The 19,044-nt window shown below is 70.0% G+C and carries 12 protein-coding genes and 2 tRNA genes; 6 read left to right on the forward strand and 8 right to left on the reverse strand.

The window, feature by feature from the left end; genetic code table 11:
- Positions 1-95: 95 nt before the first annotated feature.
- From ACIRG5_RS09815 to ACIRG5_RS09825, 3 genes are all read right to left on the reverse strand, one after another.
- Positions 96-3,617 carry a DUF4132 domain-containing protein gene (locus ACIRG5_RS09815; RefSeq protein WP_402902720.1) on the reverse strand — a complete coding sequence of 1,174 codons (3,522 nt, stop codon included), beginning with the start codon at positions 3,615-3,617 and terminating at the stop codon, positions 96-98.
- Between the two features lie 86 nt (positions 3,618-3,703).
- On the reverse strand, positions 3,704-7,123 hold the full coding sequence (locus ACIRG5_RS09820) for a WGR and DUF4132 domain-containing protein (RefSeq protein ID WP_402902722.1): 3,420 nt from the start codon (positions 7,121-7,123) through the stop codon (positions 3,704-3,706).
- Positions 7,124-7,214: 91 nt separating this feature from the next.
- Entirely contained in the window at positions 7,215-8,756 is a 1,542-nt protein-coding gene (locus ACIRG5_RS09825) for a glycoside hydrolase family 13 protein (protein WP_402903132.1), read from the reverse strand.
- A 302-nt stretch (positions 8,757-9,058) separates the two neighbouring features.
- Here ACIRG5_RS09825 and ACIRG5_RS09830 point away from each other — a divergent pair.
- Positions 9,059-9,131 (forward strand) — tRNA-Gln (locus ACIRG5_RS09830).
- A gap of 79 nt (positions 9,132-9,210) precedes the next feature.
- Positions 9,211-9,282: transfer RNA gene (locus ACIRG5_RS09835), tRNA-Ile, on the forward strand.
- On the opposite strand, the gene ACIRG5_RS09840 is transcribed toward ACIRG5_RS09835, so the two are convergent.
- Positions 9,239-9,979, reverse strand: a complete 741-nt coding sequence (locus ACIRG5_RS09840) for an inositol monophosphatase family protein (protein ID WP_402903135.1) — start codon at positions 9,977-9,979, stop codon at positions 9,239-9,241. The genes ACIRG5_RS09835 and ACIRG5_RS09840 overlap by 44 nt on opposite strands.
- A 57-nt stretch (positions 9,980-10,036) precedes the next feature.
- Between ACIRG5_RS09840 and ACIRG5_RS09845 the strand changes: the two genes are divergently transcribed.
- Complete coding sequence (locus tag ACIRG5_RS09845) at positions 10,037-11,011, forward strand: DUF5937 family protein (protein ID WP_402902724.1); 975 nt, start codon at positions 10,037-10,039, stop codon at positions 11,009-11,011.
- Positions 11,008-11,748 (forward strand): DUF1684 domain-containing protein, encoded by a 741-nt coding sequence (locus tag ACIRG5_RS09850; RefSeq protein ID WP_402902727.1) that lies wholly within the window; start codon positions 11,008-11,010, stop codon positions 11,746-11,748. Before ACIRG5_RS09845 ends, ACIRG5_RS09850 begins: the two co-directional genes overlap by 4 nt.
- Before the next feature lie 77 nt (positions 11,749-11,825).
- Here ACIRG5_RS09850 and ACIRG5_RS09855 read toward each other — a convergent pair whose 3' ends face one another.
- Together ACIRG5_RS09855 and ACIRG5_RS09860 are read right to left on the reverse strand one after the other, a co-directional pair.
- Positions 11,826-12,149 carry a phosphotransferase gene (locus tag ACIRG5_RS09855; protein ID WP_402902730.1) on the reverse strand — a complete coding sequence of 108 codons (324 nt, stop codon included), beginning with the start codon at positions 12,147-12,149 and terminating at the stop codon, positions 11,826-11,828.
- Positions 12,146-13,039, reverse strand: coding sequence for a hypothetical protein (locus tag ACIRG5_RS09860; protein WP_402902732.1), 894 nt, complete (start codon positions 13,037-13,039; stop codon positions 12,146-12,148). The genes ACIRG5_RS09855 and ACIRG5_RS09860 overlap by 4 nt, the downstream gene beginning before the upstream one ends.
- A 333-nt stretch (positions 13,040-13,372) precedes the next feature.
- On the opposite strand from ACIRG5_RS09860, the gene ACIRG5_RS09865 reads away from it, so the two are divergent.
- Positions 13,373-14,713 carry a pyridoxal phosphate-dependent decarboxylase family protein gene (locus tag ACIRG5_RS09865; protein ID WP_402902734.1) on the forward strand — a complete coding sequence of 447 codons (1,341 nt, stop codon included), beginning with the start codon at positions 13,373-13,375 and terminating at the stop codon, positions 14,711-14,713.
- On the opposite strand, the gene ACIRG5_RS09870 is transcribed toward ACIRG5_RS09865, so the two are convergent.
- Entirely contained in the window at positions 14,694-15,710 is a 1,017-nt protein-coding gene (locus ACIRG5_RS09870; RefSeq protein WP_402902737.1) for a LacI family DNA-binding transcriptional regulator, read from the reverse strand. The genes ACIRG5_RS09865 and ACIRG5_RS09870 overlap by 20 nt on opposite strands.
- Positions 15,711-15,865: 155 nt before the next feature.
- Here ACIRG5_RS09870 and ACIRG5_RS09875 point away from each other — a divergent pair, with 155 nt between their 5' ends.
- Positions 15,866-18,583 carry a BTAD domain-containing putative transcriptional regulator gene (locus ACIRG5_RS09875; protein ID WP_402902740.1) on the forward strand — a complete coding sequence of 906 codons (2,718 nt, stop codon included), beginning with the start codon at positions 15,866-15,868 and terminating at the stop codon, positions 18,581-18,583.
- Here the strand turns inward: ACIRG5_RS09875 and ACIRG5_RS09880 are convergent.
- Complete coding sequence (locus ACIRG5_RS09880) at positions 18,569-19,042, reverse strand: hypothetical protein (RefSeq protein WP_402902743.1); 474 nt, start codon at positions 19,040-19,042, stop codon at positions 18,569-18,571. The genes ACIRG5_RS09875 and ACIRG5_RS09880 overlap by 15 nt on opposite strands.
- Positions 19,043-19,044 lie beyond the last annotated feature (2 nt).

The raw sequence follows: 19,044 nt of genomic DNA on the forward strand, positions 1-19,044 counted from the left end.
CACAAGGGAGTTGTTGTGCACGGACGTTACTCAGGGGGTCTGACAATTCTTTACGGTGAGCTTAAAGAGCTGTTCAGACCCCCCGATTCACGGTGTCACGAGTGCAGTGACTCCAGTTCGGACAGGATTTCGGAGGCCGTGATGGCGTCGGCCTCCAAGGTTCCTGACCCGTTGCGCTGGGACGACCAGTAGCCGTGCCCGTCCGCGGAGAACCACAGTTCGGTGAACTTGATCTCGGGGAAGACGTCGATCGCGCCCACCGCGATGCCGGGGTCGAGCGACGCGACCAGGGAACCGCCGGACGGCAGTGGCCGGGTGATCCAGCACTCCACGCCGGCGTCCTGGGGCTCGCCGCGGATCCAGCCCTTCTTGGTGAGACTGAGGATCTTGCCGATCGGGAGGTCGACGTCGCAGTACTTCTTCAGCTGGGGCAGGAGGTTCTCGCCGGCCGGCACCAGGTGCAGGGGGCGGCCCAGCTGCGGGAACGGCTGGAGGATCTCGTAGTCGGCGAAGACCTCGCCCCACGCCTCCAGTTCGGCCTGGAGGTCCACGGGGTGCGCCACGCGGACGGTGGCGTCCTCGGGGAGCGTGAACTCGTCGTCGCTGGAGTCGGCGAGGGTGCGGTCCTCTGCCAGCCGGAAGGAGAGGCCGTCGGTGGTGATCCACACGAGCCGGCGGACGATGTGCCAGAGCAGCGGGTGGCCGGCGAGGACGGTGTGGAACTCCTCCGCGGTCCAGGTGCGCTGGTCGACCATCGCCCGTTCCAGCCGGTGGATCTGGTCGGACGCCACTGCGCGGACGTCCTTCTTCAGAGCCGCGAACCGCTTGTGCTCCAGCGGGGCCTGGTCCTGGTCGTCCTTCGCACCGGGCTTCGGGAGGTCCTTGCGGCGCTTGCCGTCCGGGTCGAGGACGTAGGGCTTGAGCTGTTCGTCGAAGCCGACCGTGAACCGGCGCGGGCCGTAGTCGATCACGAGGCTCGCGGCGTCGTCGAGACCCAGGCGCGGCACGAGACGGTCCGCCAGCTGGTCGCGGGACAGGCCCAGTTCGTCCGCGATCTGCGCGACCTTCTCCTGGGCCTTGGTCTTGAGGCCCTTGAACTTCACCTTCTCCGCGATGCTGTTCAGGTGCGACAGGGCGACCTCGGTGCCGATGTCGGCGAGCACGTCGAGACCCGTCACCGCCCTGGTGTGCTGGCTCTCGCCCGGCCACACCCGGATCAGCGGCGACAGCGCGCGGACCGTCGAGTCGTCGCCGAACCAGCCGAGCGCGGTCAGCGCCCAGCCCTCCTTCGACGGCGCGCCGACCTCCTGCCAGCGCTGGAAGACCGCCCACGCGAACGCCGCCAGCGAGCCGGAGTCGAGCGCCTCGCGGGCGATCGGCAGCCCGGCGTAGATGTCGCCAGGCTTGGACAGCGCGGCCGTCATCAGCAGATGACGTGCGGCCTCGGGGGACAGGGCCTGCTTGCGGTCCGCCAGCAGCACCTGGGGCAGCAGGCGGGTGTCCGCCCACTCGCCGATCACCGGCAGCTTGGCGGGCAGCACGTCGACCGGGTCGACGGACAGGAAGGCCCGCAGACCCTCGGCCGCCTCCGGGGTGGGAGCCAGCGCGACGACGTCGACCCCGAGGCCGTGCAGGTGGCGGATCGCGGTCTCGGCGTTGCGCCGCTCGGCACCGGGCTTGCCCAGTGCAGCGGGAATCAGGAAGCGCGCGGCCGTCTCGCGGTGCCGGGCGAGCCAGCCCATCGCGGTCTTGCGGACCTGCTTGAGCCGCACCAGCCAGTCCGCCATCAGCGCGGCGACCTCGGGCGTGGCGAACGGCAGCACGATCACCGCGGTGGACGAGTTCCTCTCCACGATGCGCAGCAGCGGAGGCAACGCGTCGAAGCCGAACTTCGCGGCCAGCCGCTTGCCCGCCGACTCGGCGCTCCACCCGAGATTGGGCTGCCAGTCCGCGAGCAGGTGCCGCACCTCGTCCTCGGGCGCACCGACGAGCAGGTCGGCCATGCGGTAACCGATGCGGCCGGCCTTGTACTCCGCCAGCCAGTGCTCCCAGGTCTTGTAGGCGTGGGTGTCCCAGTGACCGTCCTTCAGCCACTCCTCCCGCTCACCCGGCTGCCACGTGAGCGATGGGCCGGGCACCGGGAGATCCGGCACCACCACCGGCTTCACCGCGGGCTTGCGGTGCAGCCACGGCGGCGACGCCAGCAGCGACGGCAAGGCCTCGGCCGGTGCTTCCGGCACCCCCTCGGCGTCGACCTCGACGAAACCGTCAGGCGTGTCCAGGTGCGGATACGTCCGCAGGTGCACGCTGAGCAGACGGCGGAACTCCTCGTTGCGGGCGGAGCGTTCGCCGAGCAACCTGGCCGCCCGCGCCGGGTACGCCGTCATCATGGACAGCACGGTCGGGCGCACGTACTTCGTGTCGATCCGGTCGAGCAGTAGCGAGAACGCCTCGTCGGTGGGCAACGCGGCGAGCGTCTTCAACACCTGCTTGCGGGTGTCCGCGCGCTGGTACTGGTGGTCGAGCGCGTCGGCGAGCAACGGCGCGATCGCCGGACCCAGCACGTACAGCGCCGTGTGGAGGACGGTCGAGTTGCCGGCCACCGAGGAGGGCGTGTTCGCGAACTCCTCGAAAGTGGTGGCACTGCAGTGAAGGATCCACCAGCGGGTGCCGGTGTGCGGCGTCTGGCACGCCTCCTGGAACCAGTCGGGCCGTCCTGGCATCAGGAACGCCCGCACCAGCTTGGTGTTGGGCTCGTCGATCTCGTCCAGCCCGCTCAGCACGGCTTCCGCCGCGTCGCGCTCGGCGTCACCCGCGATCGCGAGCGCGTAGCGGATCGCCAGCAGCATCTTGCAGTCGACGCTGCCGATGGTGATGTGGGAGTACCCACCGCGGGACGCCAGCCGTTCGTGGCCGTAGGTGCGCTGCTGCGAAAGCCACTCGCGTGCGCACATGACCCTCATGTACTCGACGGTGGCCTCCGTCGCGAACACCAGGCCATGGTCGGCGATCCAGGCGTGCACGGACTGCTCGCCGCAGGCGACGACGGCCGCGATCGCCGCCGCCCCGGCGGGATTCGGCCGACCGGCGAGGTGCTCGCGCGCCGCCTGGACCAGAGCAGGGTCGGAGGCCGGCTCGGAGAGGATCCGCTCGATCGTGTCCGTCTGCTCGCCGACGCGCCGCCTGGCCTCCTCCGCCAGTTCGGTGTCGACGGAGAACTCCGGGGCGGGGTGGAAGCCCCGCTGCCGCACCACGTCGCGCAACCACGCCTTGGGCATCACCCAGGTGTCCTCGTCGAGGGCGGTGGGCTTCTCGGCGGGGGAGGTGGCCGCCGCGGGAGCGTCAGCGGGCTGTGCGGCGCCGGAGGTGGCGGCTGGCTCGTCGCCCTGCCGGGGCGCGGCCACCTCGGCGGAACCGACCGCGCGGTAGCCCTTCTTCTCCTTCTCCGCCACCAGCTTCGCGACGTGCGCCTGCGCCGCCTCCGCGGACGCCAGCTCCTTGGTCTGGGTCTGGCCGTGCGTGTCCAGTCGTCCGAACCGGACGGTGACCGCGGCACCGTCCCGACCGATCTCCCAGAACTTCGCCGCGCCGCCCGAGACGAGCTCCCACCTGCGCACTGACTGCTCCCCGCTTCCGATCCGAAGTGTGTTGGTGACCGTGCCGAGCCGGTCTGACGTTGGTCGACGACCAACCGTTCCCGCGTTCACGCGTGCAGTGATTCCAGTTCCGAGAGGAGCTCGGACGCGGTGACCGCGTCCACTTCGAACGTGGACGGACCACCGTCGCGGGGTGCGACCCAGTCGCCCTCTCCGCTGGTGGAGAACCAGAGTTCCGCGACCCTCATCTCGGGGAACAGGTCGATCGCGCCCACCGAGATGCCGGGATCCAGATTCGCCACCAGCGCGCCACCGGACGGCAGCGGGCGGAGCAGCCACGGCTCGTGGCCGTTGTCCTGGGGCTCGGCGCGCATCCAGCCCCGCTTGGTGAGGCCGAGGAACCTGCCCACCGGCACGTCCTTGCCCAGGTATTTGTGCAGCTGGGGGACCATGTCGCCCGGCGTGAAGGTGTGGACGGGGCGGCCGAGCTGCGGGAACGGCTGCAGGATCTCGTAGTCCGCGAACACCTCGCCCCAGGCCGGCAGCGTGTCCGCCAGGTCGACCGGATGAGCCACCCGGACGACGGCCTCCGCGGGCAGGGTCACCTCGTCGTCGGAGGCGTCCGCCAGGGTGCGGTCCTCGGCCAGGCGGAAGGTCAGGCCGCTGTCGGTGATCCACACCAACCGGCGGACCAGGTGCCACAGCAGCGGATGGCCGGCAAGGACCGTGTGGAACTCCTCCGCGGTCCAGGTGCGCTGGTCGACCATCGAGCGTTCCAGGCGGTGGATCTGGTCGGAAGCGATGGTGCGGACGTCCTTCTTCAACGTCGCGAAACGCTTGTGCTCCGCCGGTGCGAGCTCCTGGTCGTCGCGCGCTCCGGGCTTGGGAAGGTCTTTGCGGCGCTTGCCTTCCGCGTCCAGGACGTAGGGCTTGAGCTGCTCGTCGAAGCCCACGGTGAACCGGCGCGGGCCGTAGTCGATCACCAGCGTCGCCGCGTCGTCCAGGCCCAGCCTGGGCACCAGACGGTCGGACAGCTGGTCGCGGCTCAGGCCCAGTGCGGCGGCGATGTCCGACACCTTCTCCTGGGCCTTCGCCTTGAGGCCCTTGAACTTCACCCTCTCCGCGATGCTGTTCAGCTGGGTCAGCGCCACCTCGCTGCCGATCTGGGCGAGCACGTCGAGGCCCGCCACGGCGCGGGCGTGCTGGCTCTCACCCGGCCAGGAACGGATCAGCGGCGCCAGCCGGCGCACCGTCTCGTCGTCACCGAACCAGCCGAGGGCGGCCAGCACCCAGCCGTCCTTGGCCGGGGCGCCCACGTCCTGCCAGCGGCCGAAGACCGCCCAGGCGAACTCCGCCAGCGACGCTCGGTCACACGCCTCGACGGCCAGTGGCAGGCCGGGGTAGACGGCGTCCTGTTTGGACAGCGCGGCCGTCATCAGCAGGCTCTGCGCGGCCTCGGCGGACAACGCGCCGCTGCCGTCGGCCAGCAGCACCTGGGGCAGCAGTCGCTGGTCGGCCCAGTCGCCGATCCCCGGCAGCTTCACGGGAAGGACGTCGAGCGGGTCGATCTCGATCAGCGTGCGGATCGCCGCACCCGCCTCGGCGCTGTGCGACGTGGCGAGGGCGATGACGTCCACACCGGTTTCGAGGTGGAGGTACCGCAGGGCGATCTCAGCGTTGCGGCGGGCCGGTCCCGCCGCGCCGAGCCCGGCCGGAAGCAGCAGACGGGCAGCGGCCTCGCGATGGCGGGACAACCAGGAGACGGCGAACGCGCGGGCGGTCTTGAGGCGTGCCAGCCAGTCCGCCATCAGCCCAGCGACCTCGGCGGTGGCGTAGGGGAGCAGCACGACGCCGGACACGTGCGGATTGCTGGCCGCCAGGCGCAGCATCGCGGGGAGGGCGTCCATGCCGAACCGGGCCGCGATGCGCCTGCCCCAGCCCTCGCTGCCCCACGTGTCACCGGGAGTCCAGCCGGCGAGCAGCGGGAGGGCGAGCTCCTCCGGGCCGCTCTCGAACAGCCGGTGGTCGTGGTAGCGGCTGCTGTGGCCGGCGCGGATCGCCGCGGCGATCGCCTCCCAGTGCTCGCCGTGCCCCGTCCACCAGCCGGTGAGCTTCTCCCACTCCTCGCGCTCACCGGGCAGCCACGTGATGTGGGCGGCGGGCACCGGTAGATCCTTCAGCACCGCGGGTTTCGGTTGCGGGCGGCGGTGCGTCCACGGCGGTTCGGCCAGCACTCGCGGCAGCGCGTCTACCGGTGCGTCCGGAACGGGATCCGGCACGAGATCGGCGATGCCGGACGGCAGTGCGAGGCCGGGATGCGTCAGCAGGTGGGCGCGCAGCAGGTTGCGGACGTCCACGTCGGCGACCGCGCGGGGTGCCATCAGCCGCAGCGCCCGAGCAGGGAACGCCGCCATCGCGGACAGCAGCGCGGGTCGCACGTACCGCTCGTGCAAGCGGTTGAGCAGCATGAGGAACGCCTCGTCGGTCGGCAGCACCGACAGCACCTCGAGCGCGAGCTTGCGGCACTCCGCACCCCACTCGACCTTCGCCCGCAGCTCGGCGTCCAGCACCGGCGCGATGTCCGGGCCCAGCACGTGCAGCGCGGTGAACACGCTCATCGGCGACCAGATCAGGTGCCCGTGCTTCAGGCCGCCGAACTGCTCGGTCGTGGTCGCCGAGCAGTGGATCATCCAGGTCGGAGCGCCTGACTCGTTCGCCTCCTCGAACCAGTCCTGCCGCGTGGGCGCCAGGAAGGCACGCGCGGCCACGCCGAACCACGTGGTGCCGACCTTCTCCAGCTCCGCCACCGTCGCGGCGTAGGTCACGTCGTCCGCCACGGCCAGTGCGGTGCGGACGTCGATCAGCGCAAGACCATCCGCGTCGCGATCCGTGCTGTGGTGCGGCAGGTGCGTCTTCAACGTGCCGTAGCCGTCGATCACCGTCGCCATGTGCACGGCCGCCACGGCGGCGAACGGCAGCCCGAAGTCCTCGATCCACCAGTGCACCGGTGAGGTGCCGTACTCGTACTTGATCAGCGTCAGGAGCACCGCGACACCCAGCGGATCGGGCCGGCCCTCGTGGTGGTTGCGCAACGCCCGCACCAGATCCTGGTCGTGCTCCGATGCCGTCAGCGCCTCGTCGATCTTCTCGGCGTGCGCGGCGACGTGGTCGCGGAACCGCTGCGCCATCGCGGAGTCGACGGTGAACTCCGGCAACGGTCTGGCGTCGCGTCTGCGCATGGCCTGTGCCAGCCACTGCGCGGGCATCACCCACGTCTCCTCGTCGCGAGGAGGAGCCTCCACGACCGGTGCGGGCACAGCGTCACCGGCGCTGCGGTAGCCCTTCTTCTCCTTCTCCGCCACCAGCTTCGCGACGTGCGCGGTCGCGGCGGCCTCGGAGGTCAGCTCCTTGGCCTGGGACTGCCCGGCGGTGCCCAGCCGTCCGAACCGGACGGTCACCACGGCACCGGCCTGGCCGACCTCCCAGAACTTCGCCGAGCCGTCGGAGACGAGCTCCCACCTGCGCACCACAAGACCCCCTGAATCCGACCTGGAGCTGATGTCCACGGACCGTACTCAGGGGGTCTGACAGTTTTTGTTGATCAGATGAAATCGCTGGTCAGAGCTTCCACCAGACTGCGGTGTCCGGCGGCAGGAGCAGCAGCCCGTCGCGCACTCCGTAGTACGACGAAGCAAGCAGCACCGAACCGGGATCGGGCAGTTCCACGACCGCCCCGGACAGGTTCACCGCGCAGGCGACCCCGTCCCGTTGGAACTGCAGCACACCGTCCGGAGCGTCGACCCAGGTGAGGCCTGCACCCAGCGCCGGGTTCTCCCGGCGCACGCGCAAAGCGGTGCGGTAGAAGGACAACATCGAGTCCTGGTCGCCCGCCTGCGCCTCCACCGACAGCTTCGCCCAGTCCGCCGGCTGCGGCAGCCACGACCCGCCGGTGCCGAACCCGAGCGACGGCCCGGAAGACGCCCACGGCAGCGGCACGCGACACCCGTCACGCCCGCGTTCGGTGTGACCGGACCGCTCCCACATCGGGTCCTGCAGCACCTCGTCCGGCAGGTCCAGCACCTCGGGCAGCCCCAGCTCCTCGCCCTGGTACAGGTACACCGATCCCGGCAACGCCAGCATCAACGCCAACGCTGCGCGCGCACGCCGCACACCGGTCTCACCGCCGCCGTACCGCGTCACGTGCCGTTGCACGTCATGGTTCGACAGCACCCAGGTCGTAGGCGCCCCAACAGGTTCGACGGCGGCCAGCGACGAGTCGATGACCGACCGCAACGCCTCGCACGTCCATTCCGCGGTCAGGTAATGGAAGTTGAACGCCTGGTGCATCTCGTCGGCGCGCAGGTACATGGCCGTCCGTTCGGCAGAAGGCGTCCACGCCTCCGCCACGAGCACGCGCTCGCCCTCGTACGAGTCGATGACTTCACGCCACTCACGGTGGATCTCGTGCACGCCGTCCTGGTCGAAGAACGGCAACGGCTCCGTGCCCAGCAGCTTGAGCTGGTCCGCGTGGCCGATGTCGGGCAGCCCCGGCGCCTTGATCATCCCGTGCGCCACGTCCACCCGGAACCCGTCGACGCCCAGGTCCAGCCAGAACCGCAGCACGTCGCGGAACTCCGCGCGCACCTCGGGCAGTTCCCAGTTCAGGTCCGGCTGCTCCGGCGCGAACAGGTGCAGGTACCAGGACCCGTCGGCCACCCGCGTCCACGCCGGCCCGCCGAAGACGGACTCCCAGTCGTTCGGCGGCTGGTCCCCGGCGCCCTCGCGGAACAGGTAGCGCTCACGGCCACGTCCGGCCAGCGCCTCCTGGAACCACGCGTGCTGGTCGGAGCTGTGGTTCGGCACGATGTCGACGATCACCCGGATACCGAGCGTGTGCGCGTCGTCCACCAACGCGCGCACGTCGTCGAGTCCGCCGAACTGCGGGTCGACCGCGCGGTAATCCGCCACGTCGTAGCCGCCGTCGGCCATCGGCGACGCGTAGAACGGCGTGATCCAGACCGCGTCGACGCCCAGGTCGCGCAGGTAGGGCAGGCGTGAGCGGATGCCGGGCAGGTCACCGACGCCGTCGCCGTCCGAGTCGGCGAAGCTGCGCACGTAGACCTGGTAGATGACGGCGTGGCGCCACCAGTCCTGGGACATGTCCATGCCTTCCGATGGGGTGTGTCAGCGGTCCAGGAAAGACGTTGCAAAAGTTTTCCGCAAGTCGGCTTGAGGATTACTAAAGATGTTGGACATGATCTGCAAACTTTTGCAGCCTGGGATATTGCGTTGCAAGCCCGCCACGCCATCCGTCAGAGTGGATCCCGACAGACCGGAGAAAGGAGCCAGCCGTGATGCAGCAACACATGAACCATCAGCACGTCTGGTGCTCCTCGGCATGAGCTGACCTCATGTCTCCGGGGAGCCGTCCCGTCGCCATCGCGACGAGGCGGCTTTTTTGATGCCCGTTGGTCCAATTGGCACGGACGCCGCGCTCTGGACGCGGAGATCGAGGTTCGAGTCCTCGACGGGCAGCTGTGACCGAAGCCGAAGAAGTCGAGGCGCCAGGTTGTGGTCCTGGTCGAAGCCGGTGCGAGTCCGGTCGGTCACCCCACGCGCGGGATCCGGCGATCACCCAGGCCTCATAAGCCTGGGGTGCCTGGTTCGACACCAGGACGCGCGACCAGCAGGGCGAGGAAGGCGTCGTGCAGGACACCGTTGGTGGCCAGCACGACGTCCTCCTCGACCACCGTCACGCGGCCGCCCGCCTCCTCGACCAGCACCGGCAGGCAGGCCAGGTCGAACTCGTCCAGTCCGGCGCCCGCCGCGATCACCGCGTCCACCCGCCCGGTGATCAGGTCCAGCACCGACGTGGAACCGTCCACGACGACACACCGCTCCAGCACCGGTTTCCTCCTGCCGTGCAAGCACACGCGCGCGCCGTCGACAGTGTCGCGTGAGGACACACGAGCGATTTCCTCTTGCTTGCCGCGAAAGACCCGGCAGCCGATGCCCCGCCCGGCCGCCATCGTGATGTCCAGCGACGGCATCGCGGACACCGCGAGGGCACCTTCCAACGCCAGGTCCACCGAGTACGTCGGCCGTCCGGCCACGAAGTCGGCGGTGCCGCTGATCGGGTCGACCAGCCATCGCCGCCCTGAACTTCCCGGTCGCTCAGGACGTTCCTCGCCCACGACACCGTCTTCGGGCACCGCCTCCGCGAGCAACAGGCGCACCAGATCCTCGACTTCAAGATCAGTCGAGGTGACCTCGCTGCCGTCTTCCTTGAACCGCACGTCGAGGTCGCCCGCGGTGAACGCCCGTTCCGCCACCTCCGCTGCCTGGTAGGCGATTCGCAACGCCAGCCGCATGTCGTTCCACATGGTCGCGAAGCCTGACGCGGGTGCTGCGCGGGCGTAACTGATGTAGCGTCGTGCTACATGATCGAGTTCGTGCTCGGCGAGTCCGACCTGGTGGACGTGCGGTTCGCCGTGTCGCCGCTCAGCGAACTCACGCTCAGCCTGCGCGTGCTGAAAGACCCGGCCAAGTACCCGTTGCACGTGCCGTGGGTGCGCCGGATCCGTGACGTCGACACGGAGGTGCTGCTCGCCCTGTCCACCGGCCGCGGCTGGACGCCGGACTTCCTGAGCCCCCGCCCGCTGACGCCGTTCACCCGGATCGAGGACGAGTTCGCGGCGCTGCGCGAGATCCCCACCCGCACCCTGCGCCGCGACCTCCGCGCCGTGTTGGGTGACGTGCCGGCCGTCCTGCGCGACCGCGGCCGGATGCTGGACGCGCTGGAGAACTACTGGCACGCGGCCCTGGCCCGTCAGTGGGACCGGATGCGCGTGGTGCTCGAAGCCGACATCGCCCACCGGGGCCGTGAGATGGCCCAGCACGGCCTGGCGACGATGTTCGCGGGAATCTCCGACCGGATCACCTTCTCCAGTCCCGTGGTGCGGGTGCGGATCGCGGGCGCCGAACCGCGGCGGGTACAGGCCGGGGGACAGGGGCTCACCCTGATGCCCAGCGTGTTCGCGCGGCGCACGGCGGTGCCCGTCGACCCCGGTGCGCCGCCGCTGCTGATCTACGCCGCTCGTGGCGCCGGCACGGTGTGGGAGAAGGGGCTGGTCCGCGGGCCTCACGCGCTGGCCGGCGTCCTCGGTCAGGTGCGGGCGGATCTGCTGGCCGAGCTCGCGCAGCCGTGTTCGTCCACGGACATCGCACGACGCACGGGTGTCACGACCTCGGCGGTGAACCAGCACCTGCGAGCGTTGCGCGACGCCGGTCTGCTGGCCTCGCAACGGCACGGCCGCAGCGTCGTCTACGCCCGCACGGAACTCGGCGACGCTCTCGTTTCCCACTCAGTGGAACAGGGAAGCGACGCCGCGAGTCCGTCGTTGCCCAGGACATGAGCTTCGCTGAGGACTGGCAGACCTGGAAGACGGAGCGCGAGACCAACCTGGCCGACCCGTACGGGTGGCTGGCGCTGGTCTCGCTCGATTGGCTGGAGACGACCCCACGCACCTATGACGGCCTACCGGGCGAGTGGTGGCAGGACGACGACGCGGCCTGCTGGCGCAACGACGGCGAGACCAAGCGGTTCGAACTCGTCCAGAGCGGGGGCGGCGAGCGCGTCGCGGCGGGTGACGTCGAGATCGAGATCGCCCGGCGCGGCGGGTACCTGATCCGCGTGCACGACCCGAAAGCGCCGGTGCTGAACGACTTCAAGGGCGTACCGTCGTACGAACCGCAGGAGAAGTGGGTGCTGGAAGGCGAGTACGAGCCGTTCGACGCGCCCGTCCCCACGACCGTCGGCGCTGTCGTCGAGGGCCTCAGCCACGTCTACGAGGCACCGGGCCGTGTGCGGTTCAGCTTCAACGGCACCGAGCACACGCTGACGGCGTTCAACGGCCGTAACGGCGGACTGAGCATCCTGTTCACCGACGAGACCAGCGGCGTCACGACCTATGCGGCGAATCGGCAGATCGCCGCCACACCGCACGATGGCAGGGTCGTGCTCGACTTCAACCGCGCGACGAACCTGCCGTGCGCGTTCACCGACTTCGCCACCTGCCCGCTGCCGCCCGCGGGCAACCACCTGTCGTTCGGCGTCGAGGCGGGGGAGAAGACGCCGTACGAGCGGGGTTAGAAGAACTCGTCGAGCAACCGGTACCAGACGAGCATCTCCTGGCGGGGGGGTGAGGCCGTAGGCGCGGTCGAACGCGGCTACGGCCTCTTCGCCCGGTGCGCCAGCGCGATGTCGCGATGCCGGTCGGACACGCCCAGCCGTGCCACGTCGATCAGCACCGTCGAGCCGTCCGGGCGCAGCACCACGTTGGGCGGGCAGAAGTCCCCGTGTGCCACGACGAGGTCCTCGGCCGAGGGAGCCGTGGCGACCAGCCGGTGCAGCAACTCCTCCGGCGTGACGCCGAGGTTGTCGTCGTCGAAGTCATCCACCAGGCCCGCCTCGTCACCCGAGAGACCTTCGTGGTCAGCGGACCACACGGCGTCCGGGCCGACCGCGTGCAGGGCGTCGTCGGGGATCCTCACTCGCAGGCCGTGCCGTCCTTGTCGTTGTCCAGGCCGTAGATGTCCGTGCCGATGACCTGGATCGGGCCTCGCACGTACGCGGGGCCGTTTCCGGTGCCGCCTTCGCAGTCCACATCGGACGCGATCGGCACGCAGCCACTGTAGTTCTTGTCGCACGCGGGCTGCGGCGCGGGCTGAGGCTGTGGCTGGGGATTCGGCTGCGGATTGGGCTGCGGTTGCGGCTGGGGTTGCGGCTTCGGCTGCGCGACGGCCGCAGGAACGGTGGTCGTCGTAGTGGTCGTGGTGGTTGTTGTTGTGGTCGTCGTGGTGGTGCTGGTCGGCGGCGCAACGGTCGTGGTCGACGTCGTAGTGGGCGCTGCCGTCGTCGTGAGGCTGGACGCGTTGCTCTTGTTCGACGGATCACCACCGATGGCGGCTCCCACGATGCCGATCGCGAAGAAGAACGCGAGCAGACTGGCCGCGCTGATGGCCACCGGCGCCACCCACGACTTGCGCGCGGTCACGACCGGAACGACCGCACCACGGGGAATCTCACGCGGCATCCGCAGGAAGATCTGCAACAGCCCGTCGTCGCCGAGCTGGACGTACGCGGCGCATCCGGTCGCCCCGCCGCTGGACTCCACGTGCATCAGCACAGGCGCATACCGTTGTGACATCAGGAAAGTCAGCTCGCCCACACGGTATCCGTCGAGGCGCACCTCGATCCCGCGCTGACCCCGGTGCTTGCCGGTGGCGATCATGCACCACGTCAGGTTCACGGCGACGTGCCGCGTCACACCACCCGGAACGGCGTAGCGGGAGAGCACGTCCTGGTGGTGCTGCTCGCCGGTGACGGTCACCGTCACTTCGCCGGGGACCATCACCAGACCGGCGGCCGAGTTCTCGATCACTGTCGCAACTCCCTCGGGTGGGTTCGTACGGCCAGACCATCGAAGGCCCACTCCAGGTGTTACTGACCGTGCCGCAAAGTTGTGCCGAACGGGTGAAAATCGGCCGGATCCGTCACGGATGGTCGATCATCACCGATGTAAATCCTTTCCACGGCGCCCGGCTGAGACACGGGACTCCCGAGAGAGCGTTTCCACGCTACGTTGAGCCAAAGGGCGCAACACCTTCACCCATGGGAGGGCGAATGGCGCTGGACACGCCGTGGCGGGCGTAGCGCGAACTGCGCGACGGATTTCCGCGAGCACACGGCGGGACGGACTTCGTACGGTGTGCTCATGCTGCAGCCGGACCGCGAGACCAGGGCCGAGTGGACGAAGACCGTGACAGCCTTCGTCGAGGATTTCATCGAGGGACTGGAGGCCGCGCCCGCATCGTCGCCGGGCACGGCACTCCTTCCTCCTCCGCCGGCGGAAGCACCTGGCGAACTCGCTGACCTGCTCACCCGGTTCGGCGACGCGGCCGGCCAGGCGGTGGAGACCGCGGGCCCGCGCTACCTCGCCTACTTCCCGGCGGGCGGCCTCTACAGCTCGGTGCTCGCCGAGTTCCTGGCCCAGGCCACCAACCGCTACACCGGCGTCGCCTCCACCGCCCCCGCGCTGGTCGCACTGGAGCACAGCGTGATCCGCTGGCTGTGCATCGAGTTCGGCCTCCCGGAAGGCTCCGGCGGCATCTTCACCACCGGTGCGTCACTGGCCACTCTCTCGGCCGTGCACACGGCCCGACAAGACCGCCTCGGCGCCCACGACCCCAACGGCACCATCTACGTAACGCCACACACGCACCACTGCGTCGCGAAGGCCGCGCACATCACCGGCTTTCCACCCGAACGGATCCGCGTCGTTCCCACCGACACCGCGCTCCGAATGGACGTGGCACAGGCGAAAACCATGATCGCCGAAGACCGCGCGAACGGCCTGCGCCCGTTCCTGATCATCGGCACGGCGGGCGCGACCAGCACCGGCGTCGTCGACCCGCTCGACGACATCGCCGCGCTCGCCGAGCGGGAATCCCTGTGGTTCCACGTGGACGGCGCGTACGGCGGCGCGTTCCAGCTGACCGAACGCGGCCGCGCGATCCTCACCGGCATCGACCGCGCGGACTCGATCGCGTGGGACCCGCACAAGAGCCTCTTCCTCCCGTACGGCACGGGCGTCCTGCTCGTCCGCGACGAGGCCCGGCTCCGCGCCGCGCACGTGGCGGACGGCGACTACCTGCAGGACCTCGACCACGGCACCGGCCTGCCCGACTACGCCGATCTGGGCCCCGAGCTCACCCGCGAGTTCCGCGGCCTGCGCGTCTGGCTGCCGCTGCACCTGCACGGCGTCGCCGCGTTCCGCGAGGCGATCGACGAGAAGCACGACCTCGCCGACCATCTCCGCACCGAACTGAAGAAGATCGAGGGCATCGAGGTGCTCCCGTCCGACCTCACCGTCGTCGTGTTCCGCAGCGCCGACAGCGAGCAACTACTCAAGCGTCTCAACGAGTCCGGAAGGTTCTTCCTGTCCAGCACGAGGCTCGGCGGGAAGTTCACGCCGCGGATCTGCGTGCTCAGCCACCGCACGCACCGCGAGCACGTGGACGAGGTGATCGATCTGATCAGGCGCTGGACCGCTTGATCAGGGTGGTCGGCAGCAACAGCGACGGCGGCAGTCCGTCCTCGCCCGCGAGCTCCGCGAGCAGCCGCCACGTCATGGTGCGGCCCAGCTCCTCGACGTCCTGCCGGATCGTCGTCAGCGGCGGCGTCGCGGTCGCGGCGAACACCGAGTCGTCGAACCCGACCACCGCGACGTCCTCGGGAACGCGTTTGCCCTGCGCGTGCAGCACCTGCAGCGCGCCGAGGGCCATGATGTCCGCGGCGACGAACACCGCGTCGAGGTCGGGAGCCTTGCGCAGCAACACTTCCATGGCCCGTGCGCCGCTCTCCGGCGTGAAGTCGCCGTGCGCGACCAGGTCGCTGGAGAGCTTGGCCTCGCTCAGGGCGCGCTTGAACCCGCTGAGCCGGTCGGCGCCCACGGCCATGTCCTTCGGGCCGGCGACGGTGCCGATCCGCTTGCGTCCCAGCGACGCCAGGTGGCGCGCGGCTTCCAGGGCGCCGGTGAAGTTGTCGGCGTCCACGAACGGGACGGGGGTGCCGAGTGGACGGCCGCCGGAGACGACCGGCAGGCCGATCTCGGCCAGCATCGGCACCAGCGGGTCCTCGCCGTGCAGGCTGACCAGCAACGCGCCGTCGACGTGGCCGCTGCTCAGGTACGTCACGAGGTCGCTGGTGTCGGACGGCTGGCTCATCATCAGCAGCAACTGCATGTGGCGGCCGGCGAGTTCGGCGTGCACGCCGCGCAGCACACCCGCGAAGAACGGGTCGGACAGGACGCGGCCGGTCGGCTCCGAGACCACCAGGGCGATGGCGTTGGCCCGGTTGCCGGCGAGCGACCGCGCGGCCTGGTTGGGGGAGTAGCCCAACTCCGCGATGGCGGCGTGCACGGCCTCCCGGGCCTTGGCGCTGACGTACTGCTCGTCGTTGATCACGCGCGAGACGGTCGACTTGGACACTCCCGCGACCCGCGCGACCTCTTCGATCCGGGGGCCGGGACGTCGCTTCGCCGTCTCGGTCATGCGGTCATCCTAGGCTGCTTGGCCGGACCACGATCTGCTCAGGGCCATCTTCGTTCCCCCTCTTCACAGCGGCGTCGGCCCAGTTTTCAAGATCGCCCGCACAAATTCCGCACAGCACCCCCGAGTTCTGGCACCATGCCCCTCGAGGAGGGTCAGTGCGGTATCGGCTTCTTGGGCCGCTGCAGATCTGGCGTGGGGGCGTGGAACTGCGGCTGGGCGGGCCCCGGCAACGGGCACTGCTGGCAGCGTTGGCACTGCACGCCAACGAGACGGTCAGTTTTGAACATCTGAGCGAAGCGGTGTGGGAATCTCCACCCGCGGCTCCTGAATCGAACATCCGAACCTATGTCGCCGCCTTGCGCAAGCTCGTGCTGGACGACCTCGTCACCGTCCCCGGCGGATACCGGCTCAAGGTGCCGGACGGAGAGGTCGACGTCGCCGTCTTCGAGCGGTTGTGCGCGGCCGGCGACGAGGCGTTGAAGCAGGGTGATCACCGGGCGGCGGTCTCACCGTACGAGGAAGCGCTCGCGTTGTGGCGCGGCCCGGCGCTGGACGGCCTCACCGTGGGGCCACGGCTCGAAGCCGAGCTCACGCTGCTGCAGGAACGGCGGCTCACGGTCGCCGAGCAGCACGCGCGGCTGTCGATCGAACTGGGGCAGGGCGAGCGGCTGATCCCCGAACTGCGGCGGCTGACCAAGCAGTTCCCGCTCAGGGAACAGCTCTGGTTGCAGCTCATGCACGCGCTGCAGCGGGCCAACCGGCCTGCCGAGGCGTTGCAGGCGTTCGAGGACGTGCGGGTGCTGCTCGCCGCCGAACTGGGCGTCGATCCCGGCAACGAACTGCGGGAACTGCACGCGCGGCTGCTGCGCGGGGACGAGCCCCGGCCCGCCCTGAACACGTTACCGCGCGACGTCGCCGACTTCACCGGCCGAGCGTCCGAGATGGAGCGGCTGACCAGGGCCGTCACCGGAAAGTCGGCCGTCGTGATCTCCGCGATCGACGGCATGCCGGGCGTCGGCAAGACAACGCTCGCCGTGCACCTTGCGCACCGTCTGGAGTATCCGGGTGGTCAGCTGTTCATCGACCTGCACGCGCACACCGCGGGCCGTGCGCCCGTGGAACCGACAGACGCGCTCGACGTGCTGTTGCGCGCGCTCGGCCTGGACGAGATCCCGGTCGGTCTGGACGAACGGGCCGCGATGTGGCGGGGCGAGTTGTCGAAGCGCAGGTTGCTCGTCGTGCTCGACAACGCGGTGAGCGCCGAGCAGGTGCGCCCGCTGCTGCCGGGCGTGCCGGGCTCGTTGGTGCTGGTCACGTCGCGGGCACGGCTGGTCGAGCTGGAAGGCACGTCGACGCTCACGCTGGACGTGCTGTCCGAGGCTGAGGCGCTGCAGCTGTTCGCCACGATCGTCGGCGACGAACGCGGCACGGACCCGGCGGCCCGCGAGGTCGTCGAGCTGTGCGGCAGGCTGCCGCTGGCCGTGCGCCTGGCCGCCGGACGGCTCCGCAGCCGTCCGACCTGGAACGCCGCCCACCTCGCGACGCGGCTGCGCGAAGGACGATTATCCGAGCTGGACGCGGTCTTCGCGTTGTCGTTCGGCCAGCTCCCCACCGGTCACCAGCAGCTGTTCGGCCTGCTGGGCCTGCACCACGGCACGGACTTCGACGTCCACCAGGCCGCGGCGCTGGGCGAGCTCGACCTGCTGGAGTGCGACGGGATGCTCGAAGACCTCGTCGACGTCCACCTGCTGGAAGCGACCACGCCCGGCCGGTACCGGATGCACGACCTGCTCCGGCAGTACGCGCAGTCCAAGGTGCACGCCACCCGTGAGCCGCTCACCAGGCTGCTGGACCACTTCCTGGACACGGCGAACCAGGCGACGAGGCTGATGTCGCCCGCCGCGCGCAAGTACGAGGTCGACATCACCTACCGGCCGGAGTCGCGGCTCGTGCTGCGCGACTACGACCACGCGGTCGAGTGGCTGGAGACCGAACGCCAGACGCTCGTGGCCGCCGTGGCGTTGTCGCTCGACGGTGACTGGCGCACGCACACGTGGCAGCTCGCGCGCGCGTTGACGTTCTTCTGCATGGTGCGCGGCCACACGCGTGACTGGGCCACGATCAACGAACTGGCGTTGGAGGCGGCGAAGGACGAGCCGGTCGCCCTCGCGATCACGACCAAGAACTACGCGATGGTGTTCTGGCAGACCGCGCAGTACGCGAGGGCCATCCAGCACAACGAGCGCGCGATCGAGATGCTCCGCGAGCTGGGCGACCTGCAGGGCGTGGCGGGCACGCTGAACAACCAGTCGCTCGTCTACCGGTCCCTCGGCCGGCACGCCGAGGCCGCCGACCTGCTGGAACAGGCCATCACGGTGGCCCGTCAGCTCGGCGACCGGCACCTCGAGTCGCAGGCGATGAGCAACGTCAGCAACATCTACAGCGCGCTCGGCCGGTACGACGAGGCGCTGCAGGCGTGCACGTCCGCGCTCGCGTTGATGCGTGAGATGGGCAGCCGCCGCGACGAGGCCGACACCCAGAGCGCGCTGGGCATGATCCTGCACGCCATGGGCAGGCACTCCGAAGCGCTGGAGGCGTTGGAGTCGGCGCTGGCGGCCGTGCGCGCGATCGGTGACGTCACAACGGAAACCGTGGTGCTCAACTACCTCGGCGAAGTGCTGACGGCGGCCGGACGTCCCGCTGACGCCTTGGCGCCGTTGCACGAGGCGCTGGAACTGGCGGAACGGATCGACGACCGGCGTGAGGCCGCGAACGCGCACAAGCACCTCGCCCGCGCGGTCGCGGATCCCGCCGAGGCGGCCCGGCACCAGAAGGAGGCGGACGAGCGCTTCGCCGCGCTAGGCGCCGACTGAGCGGGGGCCCGGCCTCCCGCCGGGCAGCACCGCGCCGCGCGGCAGCCCGTCCCGCAGCAACGGCAACAGCCTGGGGTGCTTGCTCATGAGCACCGCGGCTGTGCCGTTGCGCTGCTGGATCCTGCGGCAGAAGTGGGGAGACAGCGCGACCCCGAGATAGGCCTCCGCGCGTGGCCCGTAGACGATGGCGTTGCCGAGCCCGCACCACGCGGCCGCGACCGCTCGGCCGTCCGCCCAGAGGTACCCCTCGACGTACACCCCGCCGTGGTGACGGCCCGCTTCGCTGAAGGCGTCGCTGAACGTCACCTGGGGCTGCAGGCGCGTCCGGTCGTCGGCGGACCACCAGCCGCCGACGTCGAGCACCAGCCCCTCGACGCTCGCGTGCGCCCACTGCGAGTCGTCGACGAGCGTGCGGAACGGCGCTTCCAGCTCCTGCAGCGCCGCCGTGAGCTCCTCCACCC

The sequence above is a fragment of the Lentzea sp. NPDC102401 genome (genome assembly GCF_044765805.1).
GTDB classification, from domain to species: domain Bacteria; phylum Actinomycetota; class Actinomycetes; order Mycobacteriales; family Pseudonocardiaceae; genus Lentzea; species Lentzea sokolovensis.

Excerpts from the sequence above, each read along its gene's own strand:
- ACIRG5_RS09825 (WP_402903132.1), bottom strand. The coding sequence starts at position 8,756 with ATGTCCCAGGACTGGTGGCGCCACGCCGTCATCTACCAGGTCTACGTG.
- ACIRG5_RS09840 (WP_402903135.1), bottom strand. The coding sequence starts at position 9,979 with ATGTGGAACGACATGCGGCTGGCGTTGCGAATCGCCTACCAGGCAGCG.
- ACIRG5_RS09845 (WP_402902724.1), top strand. The coding sequence starts at position 10,037 with ATGATCGAGTTCGTGCTCGGCGAGTCCGACCTGGTGGACGTGCGGTTC.
- ACIRG5_RS09850 (WP_402902727.1), top strand. The coding sequence starts at position 11,008 with ATGAGCTTCGCTGAGGACTGGCAGACCTGGAAGACGGAGCGCGAGACC.
- ACIRG5_RS09865 (WP_402902734.1), top strand. The coding sequence starts at position 13,373 with ATGCTGCAGCCGGACCGCGAGACCAGGGCCGAGTGGACGAAGACCGTG.
- ACIRG5_RS09870 (WP_402902737.1), bottom strand. The coding sequence starts at position 15,710 with ATGACCGAGACGGCGAAGCGACGTCCCGGCCCCCGGATCGAAGAGGTC.